This window comes from Brachybacterium sp. GCM10030252, assembly GCF_042666535.1.
GTDB lineage: Bacteria > Actinomycetota > Actinomycetes > Actinomycetales > Dermabacteraceae > Brachybacterium.
In genome coordinates this window covers 74,532-101,128 of the sequence record NZ_JBHTDM010000012.1, presented here as the reverse complement: position 1 = coordinate 101,128, position 26,597 = coordinate 74,532, and the positions used below count along the sequence as shown (strand labels likewise).

Below are 26,597 nucleotides of genomic sequence, written 5' to 3'. Positions count from 1 at the left end.
GCGTGTTGTCCCGGGTATGCGCGCTATGACTTACCCCGAGTACGGAGACCCCAGCACCCTGGAGCTCACCGAGCAGCCCACCCCGAAGGTCAGCCCGGGCACCGTGCTGATCCGGGTCCAGCGGGCCTCGGTCAACCCCGTGGACTGGAAGCTGATGGCCGGCGGGCTCGACCAGATGATGGATGTCTTCTTCCCGGTCATCCCCGGCTGGGACGTGGCCGGCGTGGTCGAGGCCGTCGGCCCGGACACTCCCGAATTCGCCCCCGGTGACCGCGTCGCCTCCTACGGGCGCAAGGATGCCGTCTACGGCGGCACCTACGCCGAGTACGTGACGCTGCCCGCCACCTCGGTGGCCGCGATCCCGGACGAGGTCGACGACGAGGCCGCCGCCGGGCTGCCGCTGGCAGGCCTGACCGCACTGCGCTCGCTGGAGACGCTGGAGCTGACCGCTGAGGACACCCTGCTGATCCATGCCGCCTCCGGCGGGGTCGGCTACTCCGCGGCGCAGCTTGCCCGGGAGATCGGCGCCACCGTGATCGGCACCGCCTCCGAGAAGAACCACGACAAGCTCCGCGCGATCGGCGTGACCCCGGTGACCTACGGGGACGGCCTCGTCGAGCGGGTCCGCGAGGTCGCGCCCGACGGCGTCACCGCTGTCGCCGACTTCGTGGGCGGAGTCCGCGAGGACACCCTCGCCGTGCTGGCCGATGGGGGACGCCATGTCTCGGTCGCCGATCCCTCGGTCGAGGAGAAGGGCGGCCACTGGGTGTGGGTGCGGCCGGATGGGCAGCGTCTGCGCACGCTGCTGGAGAAGGTCGCCGCCGGCACCCTCAGCGTCGAGATCGACCGCACCTTCGCGCTCGCCGACGCGGCCGAGGCACTGGAGACCAGCAAGAACGGCTCGGCGAACGGCAAACTCATCATCGACGCCACCCGCTGAGGCTCGGCTGGCCCTACGGCCCGCCGAGCTCCTGCAGCTCGCCCAGCAGCGCGAAGATCTGCTCGTCCATCTCCACCTGGGTCATGACGAGGCAGACGCTGCCGTCGGGATCGGCGAAGAAGTCGGTGCCCATCCCGCCGGACCAGCCGAAGCGGCCCCGGTGCGGGCCGTCGGTCACCACGGAGACCCCGTAGCCCCAGCCGTTGCCCTCCCAGAAGCCGGGGAAGAAGCTCTCCGGGGTCTTCGCGGAATCGGGCACCTGGTCCCGCGGCAGGTCGCCCAGCAGCTCCGGGCCCAGCAGGTCGCCGTCCAGCAGCGCACGCAGGAACGCATGGAAGTCAGCGAGGGTCGAGACCAGCTCGGAGTGGCTGACGTCGAACGGTGGCGGGTCGGCGTAGAAACCGGCGCCGGCGGGCTCGATCTGCTCGAGACCGTGCTCGGTGCGGCGGAAGGCGGGCAGCAGGCGGTGGGCCTGCTCGCGAGGGACGGCGAAACCCGTGTCGGGCATGCCCGCCGGATCGAGCACCGTCCGCCGCAGCACGTCGTGGGTGCTCTCCCCTGTAAGGCGACCGAGCAGGATGCCGAGCACACCGAAGGAGACGTGGTAGCGCCACCCGTCGCCCGGCTGGAACGCGAGGGGCAGGGCGGTGAGAGCCTCGAGCCACTCCTGGGCACCGAGCTCGAGCGGCTCGTTGCCCGGCTCGACGCGGGAGGCGACCATGGCACGCTTCAGCGGCGAGTCGGTGGTCATCATCCCGTAGCCGGACCGGTTCGTCAGCAGGTGCCGCAGCGTGATCGGGTGGGAGGCGGGCACCGTGTCCTCCAGCTCCGCCTCCGCACTGGTGAGCACGCGCGGCTCGGCCAGCTCCGGCATCCACTCGGCGGCCGGATCATCCAGGCCGAGCACGCCGTCCTGGACGAGGCGCAGCGCCGCGACCGAGGTGACGATCTTCGTCATCGACTGGATGCGGAAGATGTCATCGGTGCGCAACGGCGACCCGCCCGGGGCATCGGTGCCGACGGCGACCGGCTCGTAGCCGTGGCCGCACGTGGCGACAGCTCCGGGCATGGTGCCGGACTCGACGTGACGGGACAGCAGCTCGCTCAGGTCAGTCGCCACGAGGCGACTCGGCAGGGTCATCAGCCCGCTGTCGTCGCGCCGACCTCGGGCTCACCCGCGGCGGCGCCCTCACCGACGGCCTCCGACATGGCGCAGATCTGGAACGTGGCGCCGTCGGGGTCGGCGACGGTGGCGAACCGGCCGAACGGGGAGTCGATCGGACCGTCCAGCACGGACCCTCCCAGCTCCTGGACCTTCGCGGCCGCCGGGTCCGCGCTCTCGACGGCCAGGTAGGCGCGCCAGCCCGTGGCCTCCTTCGGCATGAAGGCCGTGCTGTCCCCGAGCCCCCAGGTGGCGCTGTCCATGGGGCCGGCGTTGAGGTACCGCATCATTCCGTCGTCCATGGATTCGCCCATCGGCTCCAGCTGGATGTCGAGCAGGGTCGAGTAGAACTCGCGGGCCGCGTCGAACTCGTGGGTCATCAGCTCGAACCACACCGGCGATCCGGGCGCGCCCGTGAACTCGAAGCCCTCGAACTCGTTCGCCTGCCACAGGCCGACGCGCGCGGCGGTGGGGTCGGTGATCATCGCGCTGCGGCCGAGCGGGCCGATGTCCATGGCGGGGGAGAACACGCTCGCGCCGTGCTCGGTGGCCCGGGCGAGGCGGGCGTCGACGTCGTCGACGGCGAGGTAGACGTCCCAGCCGCTCTCGAGCGGTGTCCCGTCGGGCATCGGCATGCCCGCCACGTCCATGAGGCCGCCGACGGGCGCGCCGTCGTTGCTGATCATGTGGTAGTGACCGAACTCCTCGCCGGTGTCCTCGAACGTCCAGCCGAAGAGTTCGGAGTAGAAAGTGAGGGTCGCCTCGAGCTTCGTCGTGCCGAGATCGAGCCAGGTCGTGTCTCCGGTGGGGCGGGCCATGATTCCTCCAGGAGTGGGTCGCGGAGTGCGGCGGACAGTGCTGTGGCTCACAGTAGAGGCTCGCGAGGGTCTGGTCTTGTCCGATCCTGCGCACATCCGGCCCTGCGCACCTCTGATGCTGCCGGGCCGGGCGCTGTCACCGTCGGCACAGGCTCGGCAGCGCCGAGAGCAGAGGAATCCCGCCCGCGTCCTCCTGGGCCCGGAATCGCAGGGTGACCTCGCCGGCGGCGGTGATCGGATGAGGATGGGCGGCGACGACGGGGGTCGACGGCGTCAGGTGGGCGCGTGGGTCGGCGTCAGGGGTCACCGCGAAGCCGAGCAGGAACGGGGCGCTGTCGCACAGCGGGAGGTCGATGAACTGCTCGCCGGTGGTCAGCGCGCCCGAGCGTGGCAGCCCGATGGGTGCCGGGTGCGCGTACCAGCCCACCCAGATCGAGGCATCTCCGCGGCGGCTCAGCTCCTCCGGCACCTCGAGGTGGATCCGTACGGTCCGTTCGTCGGGGGCAGTCAGCGAGAAAGGGCGCGGCGGGTGGTCGCTGATCCGCTCCGCCAGGCGGCGGAGCTCGGCCGGCGGCACCCCGACGGTCTGGCGGAAGCGCCGGCTGAAGCTGGAGAGGGAGTCGAACCCGACGGCGGCGGCCACGTCGATCACGGGGTGCTCTGCGCCGAGCAGCATCCGTTTGGCGGCGTCGATCCGCATCGCGATGAGGTATTGGCCGGGACCGATGCCCACGTGAGCACTGAAGCGCCGGGCGAAGTGGAAGGGGCTGTAGCCCGCCTCGTCGGCGAGATCTGCGACCTTCAGCGTCGCGGCCTCCCGCCGCGCGAGAGCGAGCACGGAGTCCCACGGCGCGGACGTCTGCCGTTCAGTGGTCTGGCTCACGCGCCGAGTCTAAATCGTTGTACACGGCAGTCGCAGGCGGGAAAAGCGCTTGCGGGGGACGTGGCCGGTGGGTCCTGTCCCTCGGCGCCGGCTCCCGCCCGGCCGGTCTCCGCACGGCGGGATGACGGTGGCAGTACGTGACTGCCCAGCGCATGGTTACAGTGGCAGAGCCCTACTCCCCGTGGTCCGCGTGATGCTGGACCCGATCACCGGTGCCGGCTGGTCCGATCCGTCGGAGGTCGTGACCGCCCCGGTGCAGGGGAGTCCGCCATCCCGAACGGAGAAGCTCTGTGATGACCGAGGACGAATCTGCCACCGGCAGGAGAGGGCCCGCCGGGTCACGACGCACCGACCGGCGCGGCGGAGACCGGCTGCCCAGCCTGGACTATTCCCGTCCGAAGTATCCCCACAACATCCATCCAGCCCTGGTGCCCGGCATCGGCATCGATGACCAGCGCCGCATCTACCACGTCGACAAGATCGTCTTCGGGGTGGCCGGGGTCCTCACCGTCGCCTTCGTGATCTGGGGCATCGTCGATCCGGCGAGCGTCGGCACCGTCGCCAACGCGGCGTACGCGTGGACGATGAGCCACCTGGGGTGGCTGTTCAACGCCGTCGCCACCGTGGTGCTGGTCGCCATGATCATCCTCAGCCTCTCGCGGTACGGGAAGATCCCGCTGGGCAAGGACGGGGAGAAGCCGGAGTTCTCCACCTTCTCCTGGGTGGCGATGCTGTTCGCCGCCGGCCTGGGCATCGGCGTGATGTTCTGGGGCCCGGCCGAGCCGCTGACCTACTTCCTCTCGCCGCCGCCGCTGACGAACGAGGCGGAGTCCGTCGAGGCCATGCACTACGCACTGGCCCAGACGTACTACCACTGGGGCTTCCACGCCTGGGCGATGTACGCGCTGGTCGGCGGAGCCGTCGCCTATGCGGCCTACCGTCGCGGGCGCTCCCTGCTGATGTCCTCGATCTTCCAGCACCTGTTCGGCAAGCGGCGCACCGAGGGCTGGGCCGGTCAGCTGGTGGACACCTTCGCGATCATCGCGACCCTGTTCGGCACCGCCGCCGCCCTCGGTATCGCGGCCCTGCAGATCGGTCAGGGTGTCGTCATCGTCTCCGGCGCCTCGGAGCTGACCAACACCGCCCTGCTCCTGGTCATCGCGGTGCTCGCCGTCGGGTTCGTGATCTCCGCCGTCTCCGGCGTCTCCCGCGGCATCCGCTACCTCTCCAACCTCAACATCGTGCTGACCATCGGCTTCACCGGTCTGGTGTTCCTGCTCGGTCCCACGCTGTTCCTGCTGAACCTGCTGCCCTCGGCCATCATGGAATACGTGGGCTCGCTGTTCCACCTCATGGCCCGCTCGGCCTCCTGGGGCCAGGAGACGCTCGACTTCCAGTCGGCCTGGACCGTGTACTACTGGGCATGGTGGATCTCCTGGTCGCCCTTCGTCGGCATCTTCATCGCCCGCATCTCCCGGGGCCGCAGCATCCGCCAGTTCGTCCTCGGCGTCATCCTGATCCCGTCCTCGCTGCTGTTCGTCGCCTACGGGATCATGGGCGGGACCGCCATCTCGATGTACCGCGAGGGCGGCCTGGGCGTGATCGAAGAGGTCAACGCCCCCGAGGTGCTCTTCTCGATCGTGGACAACCTGCCCTTCGCCAGCGTGATGCCGCTGCTGATCATGGCGATCCTGGCGATCTTCTTCATCACCGCCGCCGATTCGGCCTCGGTGGTGATGGGCATCCTCACCACCCGAGGCAGCTCCAACCCGCCCAAGGTCCTGGTCGTCTTCTGGGGCCTGGTGATGGCCGGCATCGCCGTGGTCATGCTGCTGCTGGGCAACGAGTCCGCGCTCCAGGGGCTGCAGTCACTGGTGATCGTCACGGCCGTGCCCTTCGCGGTCGTCATGCTCCTGATCGTCGTGGCGTGGTTCCGTGAGCTGCGCACGGACCCGAACACCCTGCGTCAGAAGTACGCGGAGGCCGCCGTCAGCAACGCGGTCGTGGACGGCGTGGACAAGTACGACGACGACTTCAGCCTGCAGGTCGTCCGGGCCGAGCCCGGGGAGGGCGCCGGCGCCGGGGTCGACTCCACCCATGCGGATTACACCGAGTGGTACCAGCGCACCGACGAGCACGGCGAGCCCGTCGGCTTCGACTTCGAGACCGGAGAGTGGGCCGACGGCTGGACCCCCGAGACCGAGGAGGACGACACCGGCTCGGTGTCGCCCGAGGTCACTGCCACCCCGAGCACACGAAAGGACACGCCATGAGACCGAACATCGTCGTCATCCAGGCCGACCAGATGGCCGCGCAGGCGCTCGGCGCCTACGGGGACCAGGCGGCTCTGACCCCGAACATCGACGCCCTCGCCCAGGAGGCAGCGGTGTTCGACCGCGCCTACTGCAATACGCCGCTGTGCGCTCCCTCGCGGGCATCGATGATGACGGGCCGCATGCCCTCGGACATCGGGTGCTACGACAACGGGGACGACTTCGGCGCCTCCACGCCGACGTTCGCCCACCACCTGCGCGCCGCCGGCTACCACACCGCGCTGGTCGGCCGCATGCACTTCATCGGCCCCGACCAGCACCACGGGTTCGAGCAGCGACTGACCACCGACGTCTACCCGGCGGACCTGGACATGGTCCCGGACTGGCAGCGGGATCTCGGCGACCGGCTGCAGTGGTATCACGACGCCGACGCCGTCTTCACGGCGGGCGTCTCGAAGGCCACCGTCCAGCAGGACTTCGACGACGAGGTGGGCTTCCATACGCTGCGCCACCTCAACGACCGTGTGCGCGCGAACCAGGCCGCGGGGGAGGACATCCCCTTCCTCATGGTCACCAGCTTCATCCATCCCCACGACCCGTACGAGCCGCCCCAGGAGCACTGGGACCGGTTCGAGGACGTCGACATCCCCGATCCCGCGCACCCGCAGGTGCCCAGCGCGGACGAGGACCCGCACAGCCATCGTCTGCGGGCGATGAGCGGATTCGACCGGCGCGAGCCGACCCTCGACGAGGTCCGGCGCGCCCGGCGCTCCTACTACGCCGCCGTGAGCTACATCGATGACCACGTGGGCCGGATCCGCGAGCGCCTGGAGAGTCTCGGGCTGCTCGAGAACACGGTCATCATCGTCACCAGCGATCACGGCGACATGCTGGGCGAGAAGGGCCTGTGGTACAAGATGTCGCCGTACGAGGAGTCCTCGCGCGTGCCGATGATCGTCTACGGGCCCGAGCACCTGGTCCCGCGCGGCCGGTACGCGAACCCGGTCTCGCTGCTCGACCTGATGCCGACCCTGCTGGACCTGGCCGGTGCGCCCGGCGACCAGGACAGGGAGGGCCGTGACCCCGCGCGCCGGGGCACGTCACTGCTGGAATCCGCGCGCCGCGAGGCCGACGGGAAGGCCGGCCCCGAGGACCGCGACGTGGTGATCGAGTACCTCGCCGAGGGCACGCTGCGCCCGCAGCTGACCCTCGTGCGGGGTCAATACAAGTACGTGGTCTGCCCGGGCGATCCCGATCAGCTCTTCGACCTGGTCGCCGACCCGCACGAGCTGACCAACGTCGCCGAGCGGCCCGAGCACACCGAGCTCGTCAGCCGGCTGCGCGGCGTGCTGGAGAACCGGTACGATCTCGCCGCTCTCGAGGAGGCCGTCCTGGCCAGCCAGGCACGGCGTCGCCTCGTGGCCGAGGCGCTGCAGACCGGCACCCCGCGCCCGTGGGACTTCGTCCCCGACCCCACGCAGCGCTACGTGCGCGGCGACTTCTGGGGTGCCCTGCAGTTCGGGCAGATCCGCGACGCGATCCCCATGGAGGAGACCTCCTGAGCCACTGACCGCAGCGCGCCCGACGGGCCAGCGCACGCCCGACGGACCGGAGGGCACCCGACGGACCAGCGCACGCCCGACGGACCAGCGAGATCCGCGACTTGTAGGGAATGAGCGAGCCATTCCCTACAAGTCGCGGATCTCGTTCGTTGCGCTGTTCTCCCGGGGAGAGAGGGAGCGGGGGTCAGGCGCCCTGTGCGCTCCGGATCAGGTCCGCGGCGCGCTCACCGATCAGCATCGTGGTGATGTTGGGGTTCACCGCGACCAGCTGAGGCATCACCGAGCCGTCGACCACGCGCAGCCCCGTGACGCCCTTGACCCGCAGCTGCGGATCCAGCGGTGAGGAGTCGTCGTCGGCCGAGCCCATCCGGCAGGAGCCGGCCGGGTGATAGACGGTGTTGTGGGTGCGGGAGACGTAGTCGGCGATCTCCTCGTCGCTCTGGACGTCCTCACCGGGGTAGAGCTCGCGGCCGCGGAAGGCGTCCATGCCGGGCTGGGAGACGATCTCCCGGGCCTTGCGGATACCGGCCACGGCGACGGCCATGTCGTGGCCGTCCTCGTCGGTGAAGTAGCGCGGGTCGACCTTGGGCTTGTCCCGGTAGTCGATCGAGCGCAGCCGCACCGTGCCGCGGGAGCGGGCATGGGTGATGTTCGGAGTCAGCGCGAAGGACTCCGGGGAGGTGGGGTAGCCCTGCCGGCGGGTGTGCATGTCGAAGGGCACCGAGCCGTAGTGCATCATCAGATCCGGCAGGTCCAGCCCCTCCTGGGTGGGCGTGAAGATCCCGATCTCCCACCACTGGGTCGTATCGCGCGTCATCTTCTGCGTGGACTCCCACGAGATCACGGCTTCCGGGTGGTCCTGGAGGTTCGAGCCGACGCCGGGGGAGTCCACGCGCACCTCGATGCCGAGCTCGCGCAGATGATCGGCCGGGCCGATGCCCGAGAGCATCAGCAGCTTCGGGGAGTCGATCGCGCCGGCGGAGAGGACCACCTCGCGGCGTGCGTGCATCACCGAGGAGCGGCCGAAGGCGTTGTCGACGTACTCGACCCCGGTGGCCCGCTGGTCGGCGTCGAAGAGCACCTGTGCCACGTGATGACCGGTGAGGATGTGCAGGTTCTCCCGCTCCATGACCGGGTGCAGGTAGGACACCGAGGACGACGACCGGTTGCCGTCGGCCCTGCGGTTGACCTGGAACCAGTTCGCCCCGTTGACCACGGTCTCGAAGTCGTTGAAGGTCGCCGTGGGGATGCCGGCCTGCTCGCACGCCTCCAGCAGTGCGGCCCCCAGCGGATCCTCCGGGGGAACGTCCATGAGGTGGACCGGACCGTCGGTGCCGTGCCCCTCGCCGCTGCGGGAGCTGTTGGTCTCCAATCGCTTGATCAGCGGCAGGATCGCCTCGGCGTTCCAGCCGTCGGCGCCCAGCTTCTCCCACAGGTCCATGTCCTCGGCCGGGGGGTAGAAGGCGATGCAGGAGTTGTGGGAGGAGCACCCGCCCAGGACCTTCGCGCGCGCATGGCGCATGAAGGAGTTGCCGTGCTCCTGCGGCTCGATCGGGTAGTCCCAGTCGAGCCCGGATTCGAGCAGCTCGGGCCAGCGCTGGAGGTCCAGCACCTCGGCGTGGTCGAGGTCGTTGTCACCGGCTTCGAGGAGTGCGACCTCGAGGCTGGGGTCCTCGCTGAGCCGCGAGGCGACCACAGCGCCGGCGGACCCGCCGCCGACCACGATGTAGTCATATTCGGTGACGGGGTTCTCGGAGGGAAGGTCCTGGTCGGACATCGTGTCTTCTTCCTGTCGTTCCGTGAGAATGAGGGTCGATCAGCTGAGCGCGCCGGGCTGGTCTCCTACCGCTGGCAAGCTCGCAGTACGTCGATCAGCTGAGCTTGCTGGGCTGGTCTCCTACCGCTCGCAAGCTCGCAGTACGTCGATCAGCTGAGCTTGCTGGGCTGGTCTCCTACCGCTCGCAAGCTCGCAGTACGTCGATCAGCCTTTGCGCGGGAACCAGCCGGAGACCGCGGGCTCGGTGTTCTCGTAGATGTGCTTGGCCTCGGTGTACTCCTCGAGTCCGCTCGGGCCGAGCTCGCGGCCGATGCCGGAGCGCTTGAAGCCGCCCCACTCCGCCTGCGGCAGGTAGGGGTGGAAGTCGTTGATCCAGATGGTGCCGTGGCGCAGACGCCGCGAGACCCGATTGGCGGTGCCGGAGTTCGATGTCCACACCGCGCCGGCCAGGCCGTACTCGGTGTGGTTGGCGATCTCGATCGCCTCCTCCTCCGTGGAGAAGGTCTCCACCGTGATCACGGGGCCGAAGCCCTCCTCGACCACGGCCGGGTTCTCGGCGGTGCACTGATCCAGGACGGTCGGGGCGTAGAAGAAGCCCTGCTCGTGCTCGGGGCCGCCCCAGTTCCCGCCGGTGCGCAGCCGGGCGCCGGCCTCGACGCCGCGATTGACGTAGTCGGTGACCTTGTCACGGTGCTCGGCGGAGACCAGCGGGCCGGTCTCCGCATCCTCGTCGAGCGGACCGCCCATGACGATGCCCTCGGCGCGGGCGACGAGGTCGTCGACGAACTGCTCGGCGATGGTGTCCTGGACGATCAGGCGCGTGCCCGCGGAGCAGACCAGGCCCGAGTCGAGGAACCCGGCGTTCAGCGCATTGTCCAGCGCCGCCTCGTAGTCGGCGTCGGCGAAGACCACGTTGGGGTTCTTGCCGCCGAGCTCGAGGGCGACCTTCTTGATGTCGCTCGCCGCGGACTCGGCGATCTTGCGGCCGGTGACCAGGCCGCCGGTGAAGGAGATCAGGTCGATCTCCGGATGGGAGGACAGGGGAGCGCCGACCACGCCACCGGCGCCGAGCACGAGGTTGGCGACCCCGGCGGGCAGCCCGAGCTTGTCCAGCACGTCCAGGATGAGGATCGTGGTGTGCGGAGTGAGCTCGGCCGGCTTGATGATGAAGGAGTTGCCCGCGGCCAGTGCCGGGGCGATCTTCCACGAGGCCTGCAGCAGGGGGAAGTTCCAGGGCGTGATCATCCCGCACACGCCGACGGGCTCGTGGACGACGCGGGAGATGACGCTGCCGTCACCGGCGTCGACGAGGCGCCCGGGGTTCTGATCGGCGATCTTGCCGAAGTAGCGGAAGCAGGCGGTGATGTCGTCCATGTCGCCTTCGGCCTCGACCAGTCGCTTGCCGGTGTCGAGCGCCTCGGCGCGGGCGAATTCGTCCTTGCGGGCCGCCAGCGCATCGGCGACCTGCAGCAGGAAGTCCCCGCGCTCGGAGGCCGGCTTGTCGGCCCAGACGCGGGACTCGAAGGCGGCCCGGGCCGCGAGGATGGCCCGCGCGACGTCCTCGGCGGTGGCCTCACTGACCACTCCGACCTCGCTCTGATCGGCCGGGCAGGTCACGGTGCGGGTCTCTCCGGACGAGGAGGGGACCCACTGGCCGTCGATGTACAGGGTGGCGATCTGGTCAGTCATGACGCTCATTCTCCTCCGTCGCGGGTGGTGCGGGGGGCCGGGCCCGTCCGGTCGGGCGCAGCGGTCGTTGGGGCGGGGTCGTCGAGCTGGTCGGTGTCGACCCATTCGTCCGGAGCGGTCACCGGGACCGCTCCGGTCACGGTGCCGATCTGCCGGCTCATGGTCAGATACATGATGTGGGCGTCGTAGGCGTCCAGGACATCGGCGATGACCTGATCCTTCGTGTACCCCATGATGTCGCGTCCCCGCGACCCCAGCGCCGAGAAGATCTCGATGCGGTAGTAGGTGTCCTTCACGGCGGCCAGGTTGGCCGCGAAGTTCGGGACGGAGTAGGCCACGGGGTAGGTCTGGTACTTGAAGTCCTCCCCCTCGGGGAAGGAGACGACCAGGTCGACGAAGGGGATGGAGCTGTCCGGGTGGGACCCGCGGTGGCAGGTGACCTCGCAGCCCAGTTCGCTCAGCTCCGCGGCGACCTCCTCCACGGCGGGCGTGGCGACCGTCTCGACGAAGTCCGTGGCCTGCTCGGCGGAGGCGTAGGACATGCGGTGGCGCAGCCGGTCCCGCCAGGTTCCGCGTTCGCCGCCCTCGCGCACCCGGCTGGTCAGCAGCGCGGGCAGTGCCGCCTGGCGCGACTCGAGGTTCATCCGCTCGGTCCTCAGCACCTTCCACAGGCTGAACATCACCAGGTACACCATGATCGACAGCGGCAGTCCCACCATCACGGTCGCAGCCTGCAGCGTGTACACGCCGTCGATGAACAGCATGACCACGGTCAGGGCGCCGGTGATCACGGCCCACACGATCCGCAGCCACGGCGGGCCGTCCGAGTCGGTGCTGGAGGCCTTCGAGGTCATGTTCGCCATCACCAGCGAGCCGGAGTCGGCCGAGGTGACATAGAAGAACAGGCCGGTCAGCAGAGCCAGGGACACGGTGAACAGCGACCCCGGGTACTGCTCCAGCAGGTTGAAGAAGCCGGATTCGGGCTGATTGACCGCGAGATCCAGGAACTCCTGGTCCCCGAAGAAGCCCAGCGCGGCGTTGCCGAAGATCGAGACCCACAGCAGGATGAACGAGAAGGGGATCAGCAGCACGCCGACGATGAACTCGCGCAGGGTGCGGCCGCGGGAGATGCGCGCCAGGAACAGGCTGACGAACGGCGCCCAGGCGATCCACCAGGCCCAGAAGAACAGCGTCCAGTCCGCCATCCACTGATCCGCGGGATAGCCCTCGGCCCCGTCGCTGTAGGCGAAGGTGGTCATCAGCATCGAGGGGAAGCGGGAGAAGAAGTCGCCGATGTTCTGGACCAGGGCGTTGAGCAGCTGGTGGGTCTCACCGGTGATCAGCACCCACAGCATCAGGGCGATCGCGAGGTAGACGTTCAGCTCCGCCAGGCGGCGGATGCCCTTGTCCACACCCGAGACGGTCGAGGCGATGGTGATGAACACGGCCAGCGCCATCAGAGCGATCTGCACCGCGATCGAATTGGGGATCCCGAACAGCGCGGAGAGCCCGAAGTTCAAGAACACCACGCCGATGCCGAGGGAGACCGAGATGCCGAAGATGGTGCCGATCGTCGAGGCGATCTCGGCCGCGTGCCCCACGGCGCCGTGGATGCGGCGGCCGAAGATCGGGGCGAGAGCGGAACGGATGCTCAGCGGCAGGTGATACCGGTAGGCGAACAGGCCGAAAGCCATGCCCATCAGGGCGTACATCGCCCAGCCCGGGATGCCGTAGTGGAAGATCGTCCAGATCGGGGCCATCCGCGCGGCCTCGGCGGAGCCGGCGGGGACGTCCGGCGGGGTCAGGTAGTTCGTCGCCGGACCAGAGATGCCGAAGAACATCAGGTCCACGCCGATCCCCGCGGCGAACAGCATCGCGGCCCACGTGAACATGTTGTACTTCGGCTGCGAATGGTCCGGACCCAGCCGGGTCTGGCCCACCTTGGAGGCTGCCACGATCACGACGAACACCACCACGAGGGCGGCCGTGAGCACGTAGTACCAGCCGAAGTTCGTCGCCACCCAGCCCATGGAGCCGAAGATGACCGTCTCGGCGGTGCCCGGCCAGATCGCGGCGAACAGCACGAACGCCACGATGAGCACCGAGGTGCCGATGAACACCGGCCAGTTCACGGGGGAGTGGGAGCCCGCCGTGCGGGTCGCGGGGCCGCCGTCCTCCCCACCGGGGTCCCTCCCGGGTCCGGGAGCTGACGTGGGCGGGTGGCTCTGGGCGGCCTGGGCCATCACGGTCCTTTCGATCGACGAGCGAGGGGTCCGACGGTGCATCGGCCGGCGCCGGGAATTCTTCGTTCCGGCGGGTTCGGCCGACGCACGACACTAAGGTGATCTCCGCTCCGCGGGCCACTATCGGTGCACAGTCCGTGATCCACCCATCAGATGACGATTTCTCGGGTGCGGAATGCCACGCCGGGGCAGGTGCAGATCAGTCTCGCGCGTGTTCCCGTCGCTGTCCAGGGTCCCATCGCAGGTGCGTACGGAGCCGACCGGGGTCGTGCCGCCGGCCGCAGGGCCGCGGACCGCCGGAATCGTGAATGCTCGCGAGGGGCCGGCGCGAGAATTCTCGACGTTCGCGAAGACCGCGCGGGGCACACGAATTCCGTGCCTTCGCGCAACTCTCCGGAATCGGCTCGGCGCCCAGCGGCGCCCGGGCGGCCGAGCGGCCCCGCTCAGTCGCGACCGACGTCCTCGCGCAGCACCTCGGGCCATGCCGCCACCTGCTCGGGTCGCTCGGCGATCCGGAGCCGGGCCCGCGGCAGCACCCGTGCGAGTGAGAGCGCAGTGGAGACGGGATGGCCTCCGTCCCCGGTCCACGCCAGGATCGACACCGGCAGCCGGAGGCCCGCGAGCTCCTGCCGGGAGGGCAGGTCACTGAGCGCAGCCCCTCGGTAGGCCGCCGGGAGCAGCCGTTCGGCGACGTCCGGGGTCGCCGGAGGATGGCTCGCCGCGGCCGGAGGCAGCGCGTGCAGGCTCGCGCCGGCACCGGCGAGGCGTTCGGCGCCATGGCGCTCGACGAATGCTGCCAGTCGTTCGTAGTCCCTCGCCTGCGCGGCGCGGGTCTCCCACGCCGTCGGCGGCAGCAGCAGAGTCAGTCCGTCGAACCGGTCCGGTTCCCGCACTGCCGCGTGCAGCAGGGTGCCGCATCCCATCGACGGTCCGACGCCGTGCACCGCCTCCCCGGGGAAGTAGGCCTCCACCAGCGCCAGCAGGTCCTCGGCCAGCCGGCTCCAGCGGTAGTCCTCCGGCAGTGGGCACCCGGTGGAGCGGCCGTGGCCGCGCGCGTCATAGCGCAGCAGGCGGGTCCCGGACTGGCCCCGACCGAGATCCAGATCGAGCAGTCGGTCCCGAGCACGGCTCGAGGTCAGCCCGTGCAGCTGGACCACCGGATGCCCGCCCTCGTCGCTGTACTCACAGGCGAGCTCGGCCCCTCGGACACGGAATGGTGACAACGGGACCTCCGGGTCGGTGGCGAGACGGGTGCCGGTTAGATTACCGCCATGCGGCTCACCCACGTCGCCCATCTGCGGCTCCCGTTCGGTGCTCTGCGCAGCTACGAGGTGGAGACGTCCGCCCCTGGCGCCGAGCTGCCGGTCTCCTTCGATCAGCGCCGCCACGTGGCCGCCGGCAACCGGCCGGGCTCGTGGATGGCCATCTCGCTGACCCTGCCCAGCCGGGTCGACCCCGATCAGCTCGGTGCCGCGTGGCTGGGCGTGATCGCCCGCCACGGCACGCTGCGCACTGTGTTCGACGAGACCGACGAGACCGAGCATGCAGGAGTGCGGCTCAGGAGCATCGAGGTCGGGCCCGGCCGCTGGGTCGATCATCCCGTCGGCCCCGGTCGTTCCATGCACGAAGTGCTCCGCGAGGTGCTCGATGAGCACTGCGTGTCCCTGGCGCGCCCCGCCCACCGGCTGTGCATGATCGACACCGCCCAGGGCCCCACGCTCGTGCTGGCCGCGGATCACGCCCACGTGGATATGTGGTCCATGCTCGTGCTCGCCCGCGACCTGCTCACCGCCCTGGCGGACGTCGGCGCCGGCCGCGAGCTCTTCCCCGGCTGGGTCCCGACCTTCGCCGAGCACACCCGGATCCTGCGCGGCCGCGACGCTCCCGAGGATGTCCAGCGCCGCTGGCGGGAGATCATCGCCGCGGGCGGGGACGTCATGCCTCGTTTCCCGCTGCCGCTGGGGGAGGCCGGGCCGCAGCCCGAGCGGGTGGAGGTCCGTGACGTCCTGGACGTGGACGATACCGCCGCCCTCTCCGCGCAGGCCCGCTCCGACGGGGTCTCCACCCTCGCGCTGGCGGTCTCCCTGATGACCGAGGTGACCCGCGAGCTGGCAGGGGTCCCGCTGCGCGCCGTGTTCCCGGTCCACAGCCGGTACGACACCACCTGGCACGACTCGGTGGGCTGGTTCATCACCAATTCCGTGCTGGAATCCGGGGACCCGGCGCCGGCCGCCGCCGCGGCCGCTGTCAAGGAGGCGATCCGCCTCGGATCGTGGCCGCTCGAGAAGGTCCTCGCTCCCTGGGGAGGCATGCCGGAGGCCCCGGGCATGTTCGCGATCTCCTGGCTGGACCTGCGGCGGCTGCCCGTGCGCATCGACGACGTCGGCCTGCAGGCCCAGTACGTCAGCGCCGCGACCCGCCCCGACGGGGTGATGCTCTGGTTCATCCTCGACGAGGCGGGAGTGCATCTGCGCTGCCGCTACCCGGACACCGGCGAGGCCCGTGCCGGGGTGGGCGCCTGGCTCGACGCGCTGGTCGCCCGGATGCAGCAGCGAGCACGATCCTCCGCCGGGGACGTGCTGCGGTGCGGGCAGAGGACCTATCGCCTCCAGCGGGCCGAGCGAGGAGACCTCCCGGCGATCCGGGACCTGCTGGCCGACGACGACATCGGCCGCACCCGCGAGGCCGGGGACCTCGAGGAGTACGAGGCCGCGTTCGACCAGATCGCCCACGATCGTGCGCACTATCTGGCTGTGGTGCGCGACGAGGGCGGGACCGTGGTGGGCACGATGCAGCTGACGATCCTGCCCGGTCTCTCGCGTCGCGGCGCCACCCGCTTGCAGATCGAGGCGGTGCGCGTGGCACTCTCCGAACGCTCCCGCGGCCTGGGCAGGGCGATGTTCGAGTGGGCCCATGCCCACGGGCGCACCCGCGGCGCATCCCTGGCCCAGCTCACCACGGACCTCGAGCGCACCGGCGCCCGCGAGTTCTATGCGCGGCTCGGCTACGAGGCGACCCACGCCGGTCTCAAGCGCGCCCTGTGACGGCGTGGGCCTGGTCGAGGTGACCTTCAGGCACTAGCGTGGACGCACCGCGCACGCGCCCCCAGCGCAGCGCTCGATGACGAGGACCGGTCATGGCCGACGCACAGACTCCGCAGGCAGAACAGGAACTGATCGTCGATTTCATCCTCTCTCTGGACGGCTGCGCCGCCGCCGAGGGGTGGCCGGGGTGGTGGGGACTGGAGAGCCCCGAGTACCTCGAATGGCTCGCGCAGGAACCCGAGCGCCTCGTGCTGATGGGCGCGACCACCTACCGGCTGATGTCGCAGATGGCGGTCGAGGCCGCGCAGATCGACGTCTCCGCGGAGGAGAAGGCCAGCTTCGAGCAGATGACCGCCACGGACAAAGTGGTCTTCTCCGCCACCCTGGAGGAGCCGCTCTCCTGGCCGAGCACCACGCTGATCAGCACTGATGCCATCCAGGGGGTCAGGGACCTCAAACGCACCTCGAGCAAGCCGCTGACCACCATCGGCAGCATCCGTCTCGCGCATTCGCTGCTGCGGGCGGGCGTGGTGGACCGATTCCGCGTCATCCTGTTCCCGGTGATCACGGGCCGTACCGGCCTCGAGCGCATCTGGGAGCAGTTCGAGGACTTCCGTCTTGATCTGCGGGAGGCGCGCACCTTCGCCGGCGGACTGCAACTGCTCGACTACTCGCCGACGCACCTGCCCGAGCCGCCCGGGACGGCGTGGCAGCGCTGACTCCATCGGGTCTCAGCTGAACTGGATCCCGCCGTCGACCAGCATCGTCTGACCGGTGACGTAGTCCGAGTCCTCGCTCGCGAGGTAGGAGACCATGCGGGCCACATCGTCCGGGACCGAGACCCGTCCGAGGTGGATCGAGCGGGCGTTCTCGGCCAGGGCCTCACCCCGCTGCTGGCCGTTCTTGGCTGCCAGCTTCTCGTCGATGAGATCCCACATCGTGGTGCCGACGATGCCGGGACCGTAGGCGTTCACCGTGATCGCGTGCTCGGCCCACTCCATCGCAGCGGCCTGGGTCAGCCCGCGGACCGCCCACTTCGTGGCCGAGTAGGGCCCCAGCAGCGCGAAGGGGCGGAAGGCGACGATCGAGGCGGCGCCGATGATCTTGCCGCCATGACCCTGGGCGACCATCTGCCGGGCCGCCTGACGGTAGGAGTTGAACACTCCGGTGATGTTCACGTCCACGATCTTCTGGAAATCCGCGGCGTCGTAGTCGATCAGCTCCTGGACCTGGGCGATGCCGGCGTTGGCGACGAACACGTCCAGGTGGCCGCCGGCCTCGACGGCAGAGGCGACCAGGCGCTCGACCGAGGCCTCGTCCGTGACGTCCACGTCCGTGCCCGTGGCCGTCCCGCCCGCCGCGGTGATCGCCTCCACCGTGGAGTCGATGCCCTCCTGCATGGTCGGCAGATCCGCCACCACGACGTGCAGGCCGTCTCGCCCCAGGCGCCGGGCGATCCCTTCGCCGATGCCGCGGGCCGCTCCGGTGACGACGGCGACCCGCTGGCCCTCGGGGGCCCTGCGCCGCGCCGCCTCGATGGTCGACAGATCGTCGGTGCCGCTTTGCGTGGTGCTCATGGTTCTTCTCCTCATCGAGAGTTCCGGCGATGCCGAGCGGCGCCGCAGCGACAGCACAGCAACGCCTGGCCCCGACGGCAACGAAGGTTCTCGCCGCACGAGAACCTTCCGCGGCGCCACCCGGGTGACCGAGCACGACCATGAGCCGACCGAACGGACGAGGACGCGCCCGATCCGCGGCGGGGCGCAGTGCGCGCACTAAACTGTCACCACGATCAGGACCCCGCCGGCCCGATCCGGCGGCCGTCATTCCAGGAGGCTCCCGATGACCGATCCGACGCCTGATGATCCCTCCCGTGCGGCGGACGACCGCGGCCAGGAGACCCTCGGCGCGACAGGCGATGGCCAGAGCGACCCCGCGCTGCAGCGCGACCCCGAGGAGTGGGTCAGCGGGGACGACCCGATGACCGAGGCCCAGAAGTCCTACCTCGACACGCTCGCCAAGCAGGCGGGGGAGGAGCTCCCGGCGAACCTCACCAAGGCCGAGGCCTCCGAGCACATCGACCGGCTCCAGGGCGGGCGCCCGGGCTGAGCCCTCACGACGGGACGGGGCGCGGTGGTCATCCACCGCGCCCCGTCGTCGTCCTGCCCTGCTTCAGCCGGCTCAGTCGAGTCAGTCCACCGTGAGCTCGCCCATCGGGCCCCAGCCCTCGACCTCGACCTGCTGGGAGATGATCTGCGGGGTCGCGGAGAGGTACTGCGGGAACTCCTCCTGCATCTTCTGGAAATGCGGGGAGTTCACGTGCGGTTCGGCGCCGTCGTCGGTGAAGGCCTCGATCAGCACATAGGTGTTGGGGTCCTTCACGCTGCGAGACCACTCGAACCACTTGTTGCCCGGCTCGGCCAGCGTCGCCTCGGTGAACTCCCGCGAGAGCTCGGGCCACTGGTCGGCGAACTCGGGCTTCACAGGGAACTTGACGTTGATCAGGATCATGTCGGGTCCTTTCCGGATCGGTGATGCGAACAGCCTGCCCGGCGGGCGAGGCGTGCGATAGAGCGATTCTCGCAGGACAAGAAGAGCACAATGGGGGTCGATCGCAAGGAGGCAGGATGACCCTGATGAAGGACCGGGACGACGAGGCCCCGGCCGGACAGATCGCCAGGGCGCTCGCCGTGCTCGAGGCCGTCGCCCAGCACGGCAGCAGCTCGGCACGCACCATCGCCGACGCCACGTCGATCCCGCTGCCGACGGTGTACCGGATCGCCCAGGAGCTGATCCGTGAGGAGTACCTCGTCCACCTCAGGGATGAGAGGCGGTTCGCCCTGGGCTACCAGCTGCACCGCCTCGCCGTCGGCCTCCACGAGGATCTCGGCATTCCGCGCGCGGTGCGCGAGGAGGTCTGCGCGATGCACCGCGACCTGGGAATGGCCGCCTATCTCGCGATCCACCGGGGCACGGACTTCGTCGTCGTCTTCGTCGCGGACTCCCCGCAGCACCCGCGGCTGAGTCCCATGGGATTCGGCTTCCATGAGAGCCCGCACTCCACCGCCTTCGGGAAGGTGGGGCTCAGCGCCCTCACGCTCGAGGAGCGCGACGCCTACCTCGCCGATCGCGAGCTGCGCGCCCACACCAATCGCACGATCACCGACCCCGAGCTGCTGCGCCGGCACCTGGAGGAGATCTCCGCGCGGGGCATCGCCTGGGAGCACCAGGAGTTCCAGACGGGGACGGACTGCCTCGCCGCCTCGATCAAGGCCGACGACGGCATGCTCATCGGGTCCGTCGCGGTCTCGGCGCCCGTCGCGGCGTACGAGGGCCGCACCCGGCACGTCGAGGACCGGGTGCGTGCCTGCGCCTCGCGCGCCGGCCGGGCCTACCGCCTCGGCACCCACCACGGCTGATCCCCGTTCTCGTTCTCGCCCCGCGATAAGCGGAGTTGCCGCGGCTGGGGGCCGTTCCTAGGTTGTGCTCCACATCACTGACGACGACGCAGTGGGAAGGAGATGTCATGAGCGCATCGCGCAGCAGCGAGGCCGTCAACGACGTCGAAGGGACACAGGAAGCCGACCGCACACTGGTCGCCCTGATCAAAGCCGCGTTCCCGCACGAGCGGGTCCCCGACGCGGCCTACGAGCGCACCGCCGCGGTGGTGCGGAAGCAAGCGGAGGAGAGCACCTGGATGCGGGTCAAGCTCGCCCAGGGTCTGGACTCCCTGCAGGGACTTGCCGGCGGGATCTTCCACGAGCTCACGCCGCAGCAGGCACTGCCGCTGCTGGGGAGGATCCAGCACACCACCTACTTCGGGTTCGTGCGTCAGACCAGCGTGGTCACCCTCTACGAGGACGAGGAGGTATGGGAGGCGCTGGGCTACGAAGGGCCGTCCTTCGACCAGGGCGGCTACATCGACCGCGGATTCGACGACCTCGACTGGCTGCCTGATCCCCGGATCGAGGAGTACGACGGCGAGCCCCTCGAGGAGGTCGTCTCCGATCTGCCCACGGCCGCCAGCACCAGCAGCACCCGCGGTGCCGCGGTGCCCGCCGGGCAGAGTCGCGCCAGGGCGGGCCGAGTCGGCAACGGAAGGACGAAGCAGGCATGAGCACCATCGACCACGACACCGAGACCGTCGTCATCATCGGCTCCGGCGCCGGCGGCGGCACCCTGGCCTACGAGCTGACGAAGCAGGGCATCGAGTGCGTCGTCCTCGAAGCCGGCCCGTACCTGCGCAATGAGGACTACATGAACCTCGAGTGGGAGGCCTTCAACCAGATGGCGTGGACAGATCCGCGCACCACGTCGGGCTCCTGGCGCATCGCCCGGGACTTCCCCAACCTCCCGGCCTGGATCGTCAAGGCCGTCGGCGGCACCACCACCCATTGGTCCGGGGCGACCCCGCGTTTCAAGCCGCACGAGTTCCGGGCCCGCAGCACCTACGGTCGCATCGACGGGGCGAACCTGATGGATTGGCCGCTCTCGTACGACGACCTCGAGCCGTACTACACGCGCGCCGAGGACGCGATCGGCTCCACCCATCGCGGTGGCCGCCCGCCGCTGCCGGCGAACAACAACTACAAGGTCCTGGCCGCCGGCGCGGAGAAGCTCGGCTATCGCTACTACGCGACCGGGCCCTACGGCACCAACGCCGCCCCGTACGACGGCCGACCGGCCTCCATCCAGGACGGCTTCAACTTCCAGGGCGACAAGAACGGCTCCAAGTGGTCGACGATGGTCCGCGAGATCCCGCGCGCCCTGGAGACCGGGAAGCTGGATCTGCGACCCGACTCGCACGTCTGCCAGATCCTCCACGACCGCACCGGCCGCGTGAACGCCGTGATCTATCTCGACAAGGACGGCGACCTCCACCGGCAGGCGGCGAAGGTCGTGTGCGTGGCCGGGAACTCGATCGAGACGCCGCGGCTGCTGCACCTCAGCTCCTCCTCGATGTTCCCCGACGGGCTCGCTAACTCCTCCGGTCAGGTGGGGCGCAACTACATGCGCCACATGACCGGCAGCGTCTACGCCCAGTTCGACAAGCCGGTGCGTATGTACCGGGGCGAGACCATGGCCGGGAACATCTACGACGAATCCGTGCACAACCCCGCGCGCGGGTTCGCCGGCGGCTACTACATCCAGACCATCTCCCTGGGCCCCGCCTTCATGGCGAGCTTCGTCGAGCCCGGCGCCTGGGGACCGGACTTCACCAAGCTGCTTGACGGCTACGAGAACACCGCCGGATGCTGGCTGGTGGGCGAGGACATGCCCCAGGAGTCCAACGCGGTCACCCTCAATGCGACCGTGACCGACCAGCACGGACTGCCGGCCGCCCACGTCCACTTCGACGACCACGCCAACGACGTCGCGATGCGCAAGCACGCCTACGGGGCGGCGACCACGCTGTACAACGCGGTCGGCGCCGTGAGCACGCACCGCACCACGCCGTACCCCTCCACCCACAACCTCGGCACCTGCCGTATGAGCGAACGGCCGGAGGACGGTGTGGTGGACAAGTGGGGCCGCGCCCACGACGTGCCGAACCTGTTCGTCTCCGACGGCTCGCAGTTCACCACCGGGGCGGCCGCGAATCCGACCCTGACCATCGTCGCCCTGGCCATCCGGCAGGCGGAGTACCTGGCTGATGCGCTGTCGAAGGGGGAAGTCTGAGTCTGCGCCGACGGGGTCAGGGCTTGATGCAGATGACGGGCTTGTTCGCCTCGAGGATGATCTGCTGGGCGAAGGAGCCGAGGAAGAGCTTGGCGACCGCCGAGCGGTGACGCACGCCGATCACGACGGCGGAGATGTCCTCGCGCTCCGCCCGGTCGATGAGGTCGCCGGCCTCGGAGTGGCCGCGCTCGTCGGGCCGTTCGACCTGCTCGACGACTTCGCCGAGGTCCGGGGAGGGAGTGTGCTCGCCGTCCATGAGGAAGTAGACGAGGTCCTCCCCGCGGCGGCGGGCCTCGCTGATCCCGTAGCGGTAGGCGGCCCGGCCGGCGGGAGTGGCGGTTCCTGCCACGAGAACAGACATGGGCGCTCCTTCGGGGGTTCTTGCCAGGCACCCTAGCCGACGCGTGGTCGCGACGGCACCGGCGGTGGTGAGGGTGTTTAGACTGTCGGGCCACCTCATGACGAAGGAGTCGTGCCCATGCCCCATGCGGCAGACAGCCCGCCGCCGGCCGGATCCCCGACCCGCCGCCGCGCCCTCAGCATCGGGTTCGGGATCCTCGCGGTCCCTGTCATCGCAGCCGCCGGCTACGAGTCGATCCGCTCCGCCTCGGGCGGCAGCAACATCCGTTCCGCCCTGACCCTGGTCGCTCCCGCGGCAGCGGGCGGCGGCTGGGACGCCTTCCAGCGCGAGATGCAGCAGACCATGCGTGCCAACTCCCTGGTGGGCAATGTGCAGGTGGTGAACGTCCCCGGTGCGGGCGGCACCATCGCTCTGGGCAGCGTCAGCCAGATGGACCAGCCGAACACGCTGATGGTGGGCGGCACCGGCCAGATCGCGGCGCAGATCCAGTTCGACACCTCGTCCGTGATCACCGATGTCACCCCGATTGCCCGCGTCATCGAGGAGTACGACCTCATCGCCGTGCCCGCCGACTCCCCGCATCAGGATCTGGAGTCACTGGTGACGGCGTGGCGGGAGGATCCTCCGTCCCTGGCCTGGACCGGGGGCGGTTCCTTCGACCAGCTCGTGATGACGGACCTCGCGCTGGCCTCGGAGATCGCGCCGGCGGAGTCGACCTATATCCCCTCCGACGGCGGGGGCGAGGCCATCCAGGCCCTCCTGAACGGAACCGCTCAGGCCACCGCGGGCGGCTTCGCCGACATCTATCCCCAGGTCCAGGGTGGAAGGCTCCGAGCCCTCGGCGTCGTCGCCCCGGAGCGCCTCGAGGGCGTCGACATCCCGACCCTGCCCGAGCTCGGCTACGACGTGACCCTGACCAACTGGCGCGCGCTGTTCGCGCCGCCCGTGGTGACCGACGAGGAGGTCTCGGAGCTCGAGGCCCTGATCGACGAAGCCGTCGCCACCCCTGAATGGCAGGACGCCGTGGAGCGCAACTACTGGGTCGAGGTGCCGCTGAGCGGCGAAGAGCTCACGCAGTACGTCGCCGAGGAGACCGACCGCATCGCCGGGCTGTTCGAGGAGATCGGAGGATGAGCGAGATGGAGAGGACCAGGAGCTTCTGGCACGGCCGCTCGGCGCTGCTGATGCCGGCGATCATCGCGGCCTTCAGCCTGTACCTGCTGATCGGTTCGTTTCTGCTGGAGGCAGGGGAGGCCGAGTTCCCCGGTCCGCGGTTCGTGCCGGTCATCCTCGGCTCGGTCGGACTGCTGCTGGCCGTGCTGCTCGCCATCGGCGTGCTTCGCCACCCCGAACCGGCCGAGGAGACCTCCGGGCGGCGCTACCGCACCCACTCGGACTTCGTCGCCCTGGCCTGGGTGGCGGGCGGCTTCCTCGCCTTCGCGCTGCTGCTGCCCTGGCTGGGCTGGATCCTCGCCGGTGGCCTGCTGTTCTGGTGCGCGGCGCACGGCTTCGGCTCCCGCCGGCCTGTGTTCGACATCCTGGTGGCGCTGTTCCTCAGCTCGCTCGTCTACCTGATCTTCGCCACCGGCCTCGGCCTGGTGCTTCCCTCCGGCATTCTGGGAGGCGGTTTCTGATGGAGCAGCTCGATCTGCTGATGCAGGGCTTCGCCGGCGCCCTGACCCCGATGAACCTGCTGTGGGTCGTCGTCGGCTGCCTGCTCGGCACCGCCGTCGGCGTGCTGCCGGGAATGGGCTCCTCGATGGCGGTGGCGCTGCTGCTGCCGATGACCTTCGCCCTGGATCCCACCGCCGCGTTCATCCTGTTCGCCGGGGTCTACTTCGGCGGTCTCTTCGGGGACTCGACGATGGCGATCCTGCTGAACACCCCGGGGCAGGCCTCCGCGATCGCCTCGACCTTCGAGGGCCATCGGATGGCGAACGACGGACGCGCCCCGCAGGCCCTGGCCACAGCTGCCATCGGCGCGTTCATCGGCGGCATGGTGGCCTCGGTCCTGGTCGTCTTCCTCTCCCCGGCGCTGGTGGCGCTGTCGGCCAGCTTCGGGCCCGCGGAGTTCTTCGCCCTGGCCCTGTTCGCCTTCGTCGCCACCTCGTCGGTGGTCGCCGACAACGTGCTCAAGGGGCTGGCCGCTCTGGTCCTGGGCATCGGGATCACCCTGGTCGGGATCGACGGGGTCTCGGGGATGGAGCGGTTCACCGGGGGAGCGCCGCAGCTCTTCGACGGCATCTCGCTGGTCACCGTCACCGTCGGCATCCTCGCCCTCGGCGAGGTCTTCTCCGTGGCCTCCCGCGTCCGGCGCGACCGGGAGGACCTGCAGATCCGCGCCGCCGGCCGGCCGTTCCTCAGCCGCCACGAGCTCGCCGAGGCCGCGCCGGCCTGGGGCCGTGGCACCCTCATCGGTCTGCCGTTCGGCGTGGTCCCCGCCGGCGGCGCCGAGGTGCCCACCTTCCTGGCCTACGAGGCGGAGCGCAGGCTGGACCGCCGGCGTCGGGTGCCCATGTTCGGCAAGGGAGCGATCCGCGGCCTGGCCGCCCCCGAGGCGGCGGGCAACGCCACCACCGGCATGGCGATGGGTGCGCTGCTGGCACTGGGCCTGCCGGTCTCGGCCACCGCGGCGATCATGCTGGCGGCGTTCCGCCAGTACGGGCTCCAGCCCGGCCCGCTGCTGTTCGATCGCAGCCCCGAGCTGGTCTGGGCTCTGCTGGCCAGCTTCTTCCTGGCGATGGTGGTGCTGCTGATCATCAACCTGCCCTTCGCCCAGCTGTGGTCGAAGCTGCTGCTGATCCCCAAGCCCTACCTGTACGGCGGGATCACGCTGTTCTGCGGGCTCGGGATCTACGCGACCTCGGGTGCCGTCTTCGATCTGCTGCTGCTCCTGGCCGTGGGCGTGCTCGGCTTCGTGATGCGCCGCTACGACTACCCGCTGGCACCGCTGATGATCGGCATGGTGCTGGGGCCGCTGGCAGAGAGCTCACTGCGCGATGCGCTGCTCTCGTCCGTCGGCGACCCCAGGGTGCTGGTCTCCAGCCCCATCACCATCGGCATCTACGTCCTGCTGGCCGTGGTCATCGCCCTCTCGGTCCGCACCGCCGTGCGCAGGCGCACACGCCGGGACGTCTGACACGGGCGCTGCCGGCCCTCAGAGGTTGACGGTCACCTCGCCCTGTTCACGCAGGTCCTCGGTGATCTGCGGGAGCGCCTCCTGCCGCTGCTTCATGAGCATGTCCTCGGCGAGCTTGTCGCGTGCGTCCTCGAAGGGCGGGATCTCCTGCTGCTGGCCGCCGGACTGGGGCTGCTGACCGCCGGACTTCGACTGCTCGACGAGCTGGTCGTACTGCTTCTTGACCTCTTCCTCGCTCGGCTCCTCGATGCCCGCCTCCTGATCGACATAGCCGGTGAGCTGGAAGTTGTCGGAGGCGTCGGCTCGCAGATCCTCCTCGGAGATGCCCTGCTGCTCCGCGGCCTTGACGAGCTCGTCGACCGACCCTGCGCCTTGCTGCGCGGCGAACTGCTCGAGCTGGGCGTCGATGTCGTCCTCGGTCGGCGTGATACCGGCATCATCGGCGGCCTGCAGCACGAGACGGTTGTCGATCAGCTGAGCGGCGACCTGCTCCTTCAGCTTCGCCTGGTCGAGCGGTTCGCCGCCGCCCTGCTGCTGTTGCTGCATGGAGGCCTGCTGGAACTGGCTCTCGTAGGCCTGGACGAACTCGTCCTTGGTGATCTCCTCACCGTTGACCTCGGCGACGACGTCCGGGACGTCCGAGACGTCGGGCTGAGCCTGCTGGCCGCCTCCGTCGCTGGGAGCCGGCGGCTGGCCGCCCCCGTCGCTGACGGAGGGCTGCTGGCCGCCTCCGTCGCTGGCGCCCGACGGAGCGGCCTGATCTCCGCTGCAGCCCGCGAGGGCCACGACAGCCGCCAGCGAGGCGGCGGCGAGCGTATTGCGGATTGTCGAGGTGCTGGGGACCTTCACTGTGCCTCCTGAGGTTGACGGCCCGGGCGACGCTACAACCCGAAACCTGGCACCGTGTTGCAGGAATACTCAGATAACGGTCAGATAACGCCGCTGGTGAGGCGCAGGACCGATGCCCTCTACGGGCCTTCCCGGACGCGGCGTCGCCGGCGGCCCGAGAGAGCTCGGGCCGCCGGCG

At 69.8% G+C, this 26,597-nt stretch carries 23 protein-coding genes; 12 read left to right on the top strand and 11 right to left on the bottom strand.

Annotated features, from left to right (window positions below):
* Positions 1 to 25 precede the first annotated feature (25 nt).
* Positions 26 to 940, top strand: a complete 915-nt coding sequence (locus ACFQRJ_RS12300) for an NADP-dependent oxidoreductase (RefSeq protein ID WP_377019419.1) — start codon at positions 26 to 28, stop codon at positions 938 to 940.
* A gap of 13 nt (positions 941 to 953) precedes the next feature.
* Here ACFQRJ_RS12300 and ACFQRJ_RS12295 read toward each other — a convergent pair whose 3' ends face one another.
* The 3 genes from ACFQRJ_RS12295 to ACFQRJ_RS12285 form a co-directional block, all read right to left on the bottom strand.
* Positions 954 to 2,060 (bottom strand): serine hydrolase domain-containing protein, encoded by a 1,107-nt coding sequence (locus ACFQRJ_RS12295; RefSeq protein WP_377019417.1) that lies wholly within the window; start codon positions 2,058 to 2,060, stop codon positions 954 to 956.
* A 20-nt stretch (positions 2,061 to 2,080) separates the two neighbouring features.
* Positions 2,081 to 2,920 carry a VOC family protein gene (locus tag ACFQRJ_RS12290; RefSeq protein WP_377019416.1) on the bottom strand — a complete coding sequence of 280 codons (840 nt, stop codon included), beginning with the start codon at positions 2,918 to 2,920 and terminating at the stop codon, positions 2,081 to 2,083.
* A 136-nt stretch (positions 2,921 to 3,056) separates the two neighbouring features.
* The gene (locus ACFQRJ_RS12285; protein ID WP_377019415.1) at positions 3,057 to 3,803 is read right to left on the bottom strand and encodes a helix-turn-helix transcriptional regulator; all 747 of its coding nucleotides are present in this window, start codon (positions 3,801 to 3,803) and stop codon (positions 3,057 to 3,059) included.
* 293 nt (positions 3,804 to 4,096) lie between these two features.
* On the opposite strand from ACFQRJ_RS12285, the gene ACFQRJ_RS12280 reads away from it, so the two are divergent.
* Entirely contained in the window at positions 4,097 to 6,076 is a 1,980-nt protein-coding gene (locus ACFQRJ_RS12280; RefSeq protein ID WP_377019414.1) for a BCCT family transporter, read from the top strand.
* Entirely contained in the window at positions 6,073 to 7,638 is a 1,566-nt protein-coding gene (gene betC, locus ACFQRJ_RS12275; protein ID WP_377019413.1) for a choline-sulfatase, read from the top strand. The genes ACFQRJ_RS12280 and betC overlap by 4 nt, the downstream gene beginning before the upstream one ends.
* 184 nt (positions 7,639 to 7,822) lie before the next feature.
* Here betC and ACFQRJ_RS12270 read toward each other — a convergent pair whose 3' ends face one another.
* The 4 genes from ACFQRJ_RS12270 to ACFQRJ_RS12255 all read right to left on the bottom strand — a co-directional run bounded on the left by ACFQRJ_RS12270 (position 7,823) and on the right by ACFQRJ_RS12255 (position 14,633).
* Positions 7,823 to 9,415: a GMC family oxidoreductase gene (locus tag ACFQRJ_RS12270; protein ID WP_377019411.1), complete on the bottom strand. Its 1,593-nt coding sequence runs from the start codon at positions 9,413 to 9,415 to the stop codon at positions 7,823 to 7,825.
* 204 nt (positions 9,416 to 9,619) lie between these two features.
* Entirely contained in the window at positions 9,620 to 11,104 is a 1,485-nt protein-coding gene (locus ACFQRJ_RS12265; RefSeq protein ID WP_377019410.1) for an aldehyde dehydrogenase family protein, read from the bottom strand.
* 5 nt (positions 11,105 to 11,109) lie between these two features.
* Complete coding sequence (gene betT / locus ACFQRJ_RS12260) at positions 11,110 to 13,347, bottom strand: choline BCCT transporter BetT (protein ID WP_377019409.1); 2,238 nt, start codon at positions 13,345 to 13,347, stop codon at positions 11,110 to 11,112.
* A gap of 443 nt (positions 13,348 to 13,790) precedes the next feature.
* Positions 13,791 to 14,633: an alpha/beta fold hydrolase gene (locus ACFQRJ_RS12255; protein WP_377019408.1), complete on the bottom strand. Its 843-nt coding sequence runs from the start codon at positions 14,631 to 14,633 to the stop codon at positions 13,791 to 13,793.
* Here ACFQRJ_RS12255 and ACFQRJ_RS12250 point away from each other — a divergent pair.
* Both ACFQRJ_RS12250 and ACFQRJ_RS12245 read left to right on the top strand, forming a co-directional pair.
* Positions 14,619 to 16,391: a GNAT family N-acetyltransferase gene (locus tag ACFQRJ_RS12250; RefSeq protein WP_377019407.1), complete on the top strand. Its 1,773-nt coding sequence runs from the start codon at positions 14,619 to 14,621 to the stop codon at positions 16,389 to 16,391. The genes ACFQRJ_RS12255 and ACFQRJ_RS12250 overlap by 15 nt on opposite strands.
* 92 nt (positions 16,392 to 16,483) lie before the next feature.
* On the top strand, positions 16,484 to 17,110 hold the full coding sequence (locus tag ACFQRJ_RS12245; RefSeq protein WP_377019406.1) for a dihydrofolate reductase family protein: 627 nt from the start codon (positions 16,484 to 16,486) through the stop codon (positions 17,108 to 17,110).
* 12 nt (positions 17,111 to 17,122) lie between these two features.
* Here ACFQRJ_RS12245 and ACFQRJ_RS12240 read toward each other — a convergent pair whose 3' ends face one another.
* Entirely contained in the window at positions 17,123 to 17,968 is an 846-nt protein-coding gene (locus ACFQRJ_RS12240) for an SDR family oxidoreductase (RefSeq protein ID WP_377019405.1), read from the bottom strand.
* Between the two features lie 265 nt (positions 17,969 to 18,233).
* On the opposite strand from ACFQRJ_RS12240, the gene ACFQRJ_RS12235 reads away from it, so the two are divergent.
* Complete coding sequence (locus ACFQRJ_RS12235; RefSeq protein ID WP_377019404.1) at positions 18,234 to 18,500, top strand: DUF3072 domain-containing protein; 267 nt, start codon at positions 18,234 to 18,236, stop codon at positions 18,498 to 18,500.
* Between the two features lie 81 nt (positions 18,501 to 18,581).
* On the opposite strand, the gene ACFQRJ_RS12230 is transcribed toward ACFQRJ_RS12235, so the two are convergent.
* Positions 18,582 to 18,902, bottom strand: a complete 321-nt coding sequence (locus ACFQRJ_RS12230; RefSeq protein ID WP_377019403.1) for a putative quinol monooxygenase — start codon at positions 18,900 to 18,902, stop codon at positions 18,582 to 18,584.
* A 116-nt stretch (positions 18,903 to 19,018) separates the two neighbouring features.
* Here ACFQRJ_RS12230 and ACFQRJ_RS12225 point away from each other — a divergent pair, with 116 nt between their 5' ends.
* The 3 genes from ACFQRJ_RS12225 (at position 19,019) to ACFQRJ_RS12215 (ending at position 22,070) form a co-directional block, all read left to right on the top strand.
* Complete coding sequence (locus ACFQRJ_RS12225; protein ID WP_377019401.1) at positions 19,019 to 19,810, top strand: IclR family transcriptional regulator; 792 nt, start codon at positions 19,019 to 19,021, stop codon at positions 19,808 to 19,810.
* Between the two features lie 107 nt (positions 19,811 to 19,917).
* Positions 19,918 to 20,508 (top strand): hypothetical protein, encoded by a 591-nt coding sequence (locus ACFQRJ_RS12220; protein ID WP_377019400.1) that lies wholly within the window; start codon positions 19,918 to 19,920, stop codon positions 20,506 to 20,508.
* Positions 20,505 to 22,070, top strand: a complete 1,566-nt coding sequence (locus tag ACFQRJ_RS12215; RefSeq protein WP_377019399.1) for a GMC family oxidoreductase — start codon at positions 20,505 to 20,507, stop codon at positions 22,068 to 22,070. Before ACFQRJ_RS12220 ends, ACFQRJ_RS12215 begins: the two co-directional genes overlap by 4 nt.
* Before the next feature lie 16 nt (positions 22,071 to 22,086).
* On the opposite strand, the gene ACFQRJ_RS12210 is transcribed toward ACFQRJ_RS12215, so the two are convergent.
* The gene (locus ACFQRJ_RS12210; protein WP_377019398.1) at positions 22,087 to 22,431 is read right to left on the bottom strand and encodes a universal stress protein; all 345 of its coding nucleotides are present in this window, start codon (positions 22,429 to 22,431) and stop codon (positions 22,087 to 22,089) included.
* A 117-nt stretch (positions 22,432 to 22,548) separates the two neighbouring features.
* Between ACFQRJ_RS12210 and ACFQRJ_RS12205 the strand changes: the two genes are divergently transcribed.
* Genes ACFQRJ_RS12205 through ACFQRJ_RS12195 form a run of 3 tightly spaced genes read left to right on the top strand, consistent with a single transcriptional unit; the run spans position 22,549 to position 25,570 of the window.
* The gene (locus ACFQRJ_RS12205; RefSeq protein ID WP_377019396.1) at positions 22,549 to 23,565 is read left to right on the top strand and encodes a tripartite tricarboxylate transporter substrate binding protein; all 1,017 of its coding nucleotides are present in this window, start codon (positions 22,549 to 22,551) and stop codon (positions 23,563 to 23,565) included.
* A gap of 5 nt (positions 23,566 to 23,570) precedes the next feature.
* Positions 23,571 to 24,065 carry a tripartite tricarboxylate transporter TctB family protein gene (locus ACFQRJ_RS12200; RefSeq protein WP_377019395.1) on the top strand — a complete coding sequence of 165 codons (495 nt, stop codon included), beginning with the start codon at positions 23,571 to 23,573 and terminating at the stop codon, positions 24,063 to 24,065.
* Positions 24,065 to 25,570, top strand: a complete 1,506-nt coding sequence (locus tag ACFQRJ_RS12195) for a tripartite tricarboxylate transporter permease (RefSeq protein WP_377019394.1) — start codon at positions 24,065 to 24,067, stop codon at positions 25,568 to 25,570. Before ACFQRJ_RS12200 ends, ACFQRJ_RS12195 begins: the two co-directional genes overlap by 1 nt.
* Positions 25,571 to 25,588: 18 nt before the next feature.
* Here ACFQRJ_RS12195 and ACFQRJ_RS12190 read toward each other — a convergent pair whose 3' ends face one another.
* Entirely contained in the window at positions 25,589 to 26,419 is an 831-nt protein-coding gene (locus ACFQRJ_RS12190; protein ID WP_377019393.1) for a SurA N-terminal domain-containing protein, read from the bottom strand.
* Between the last annotated feature and the right edge of the window lie 178 nt (positions 26,420 to 26,597).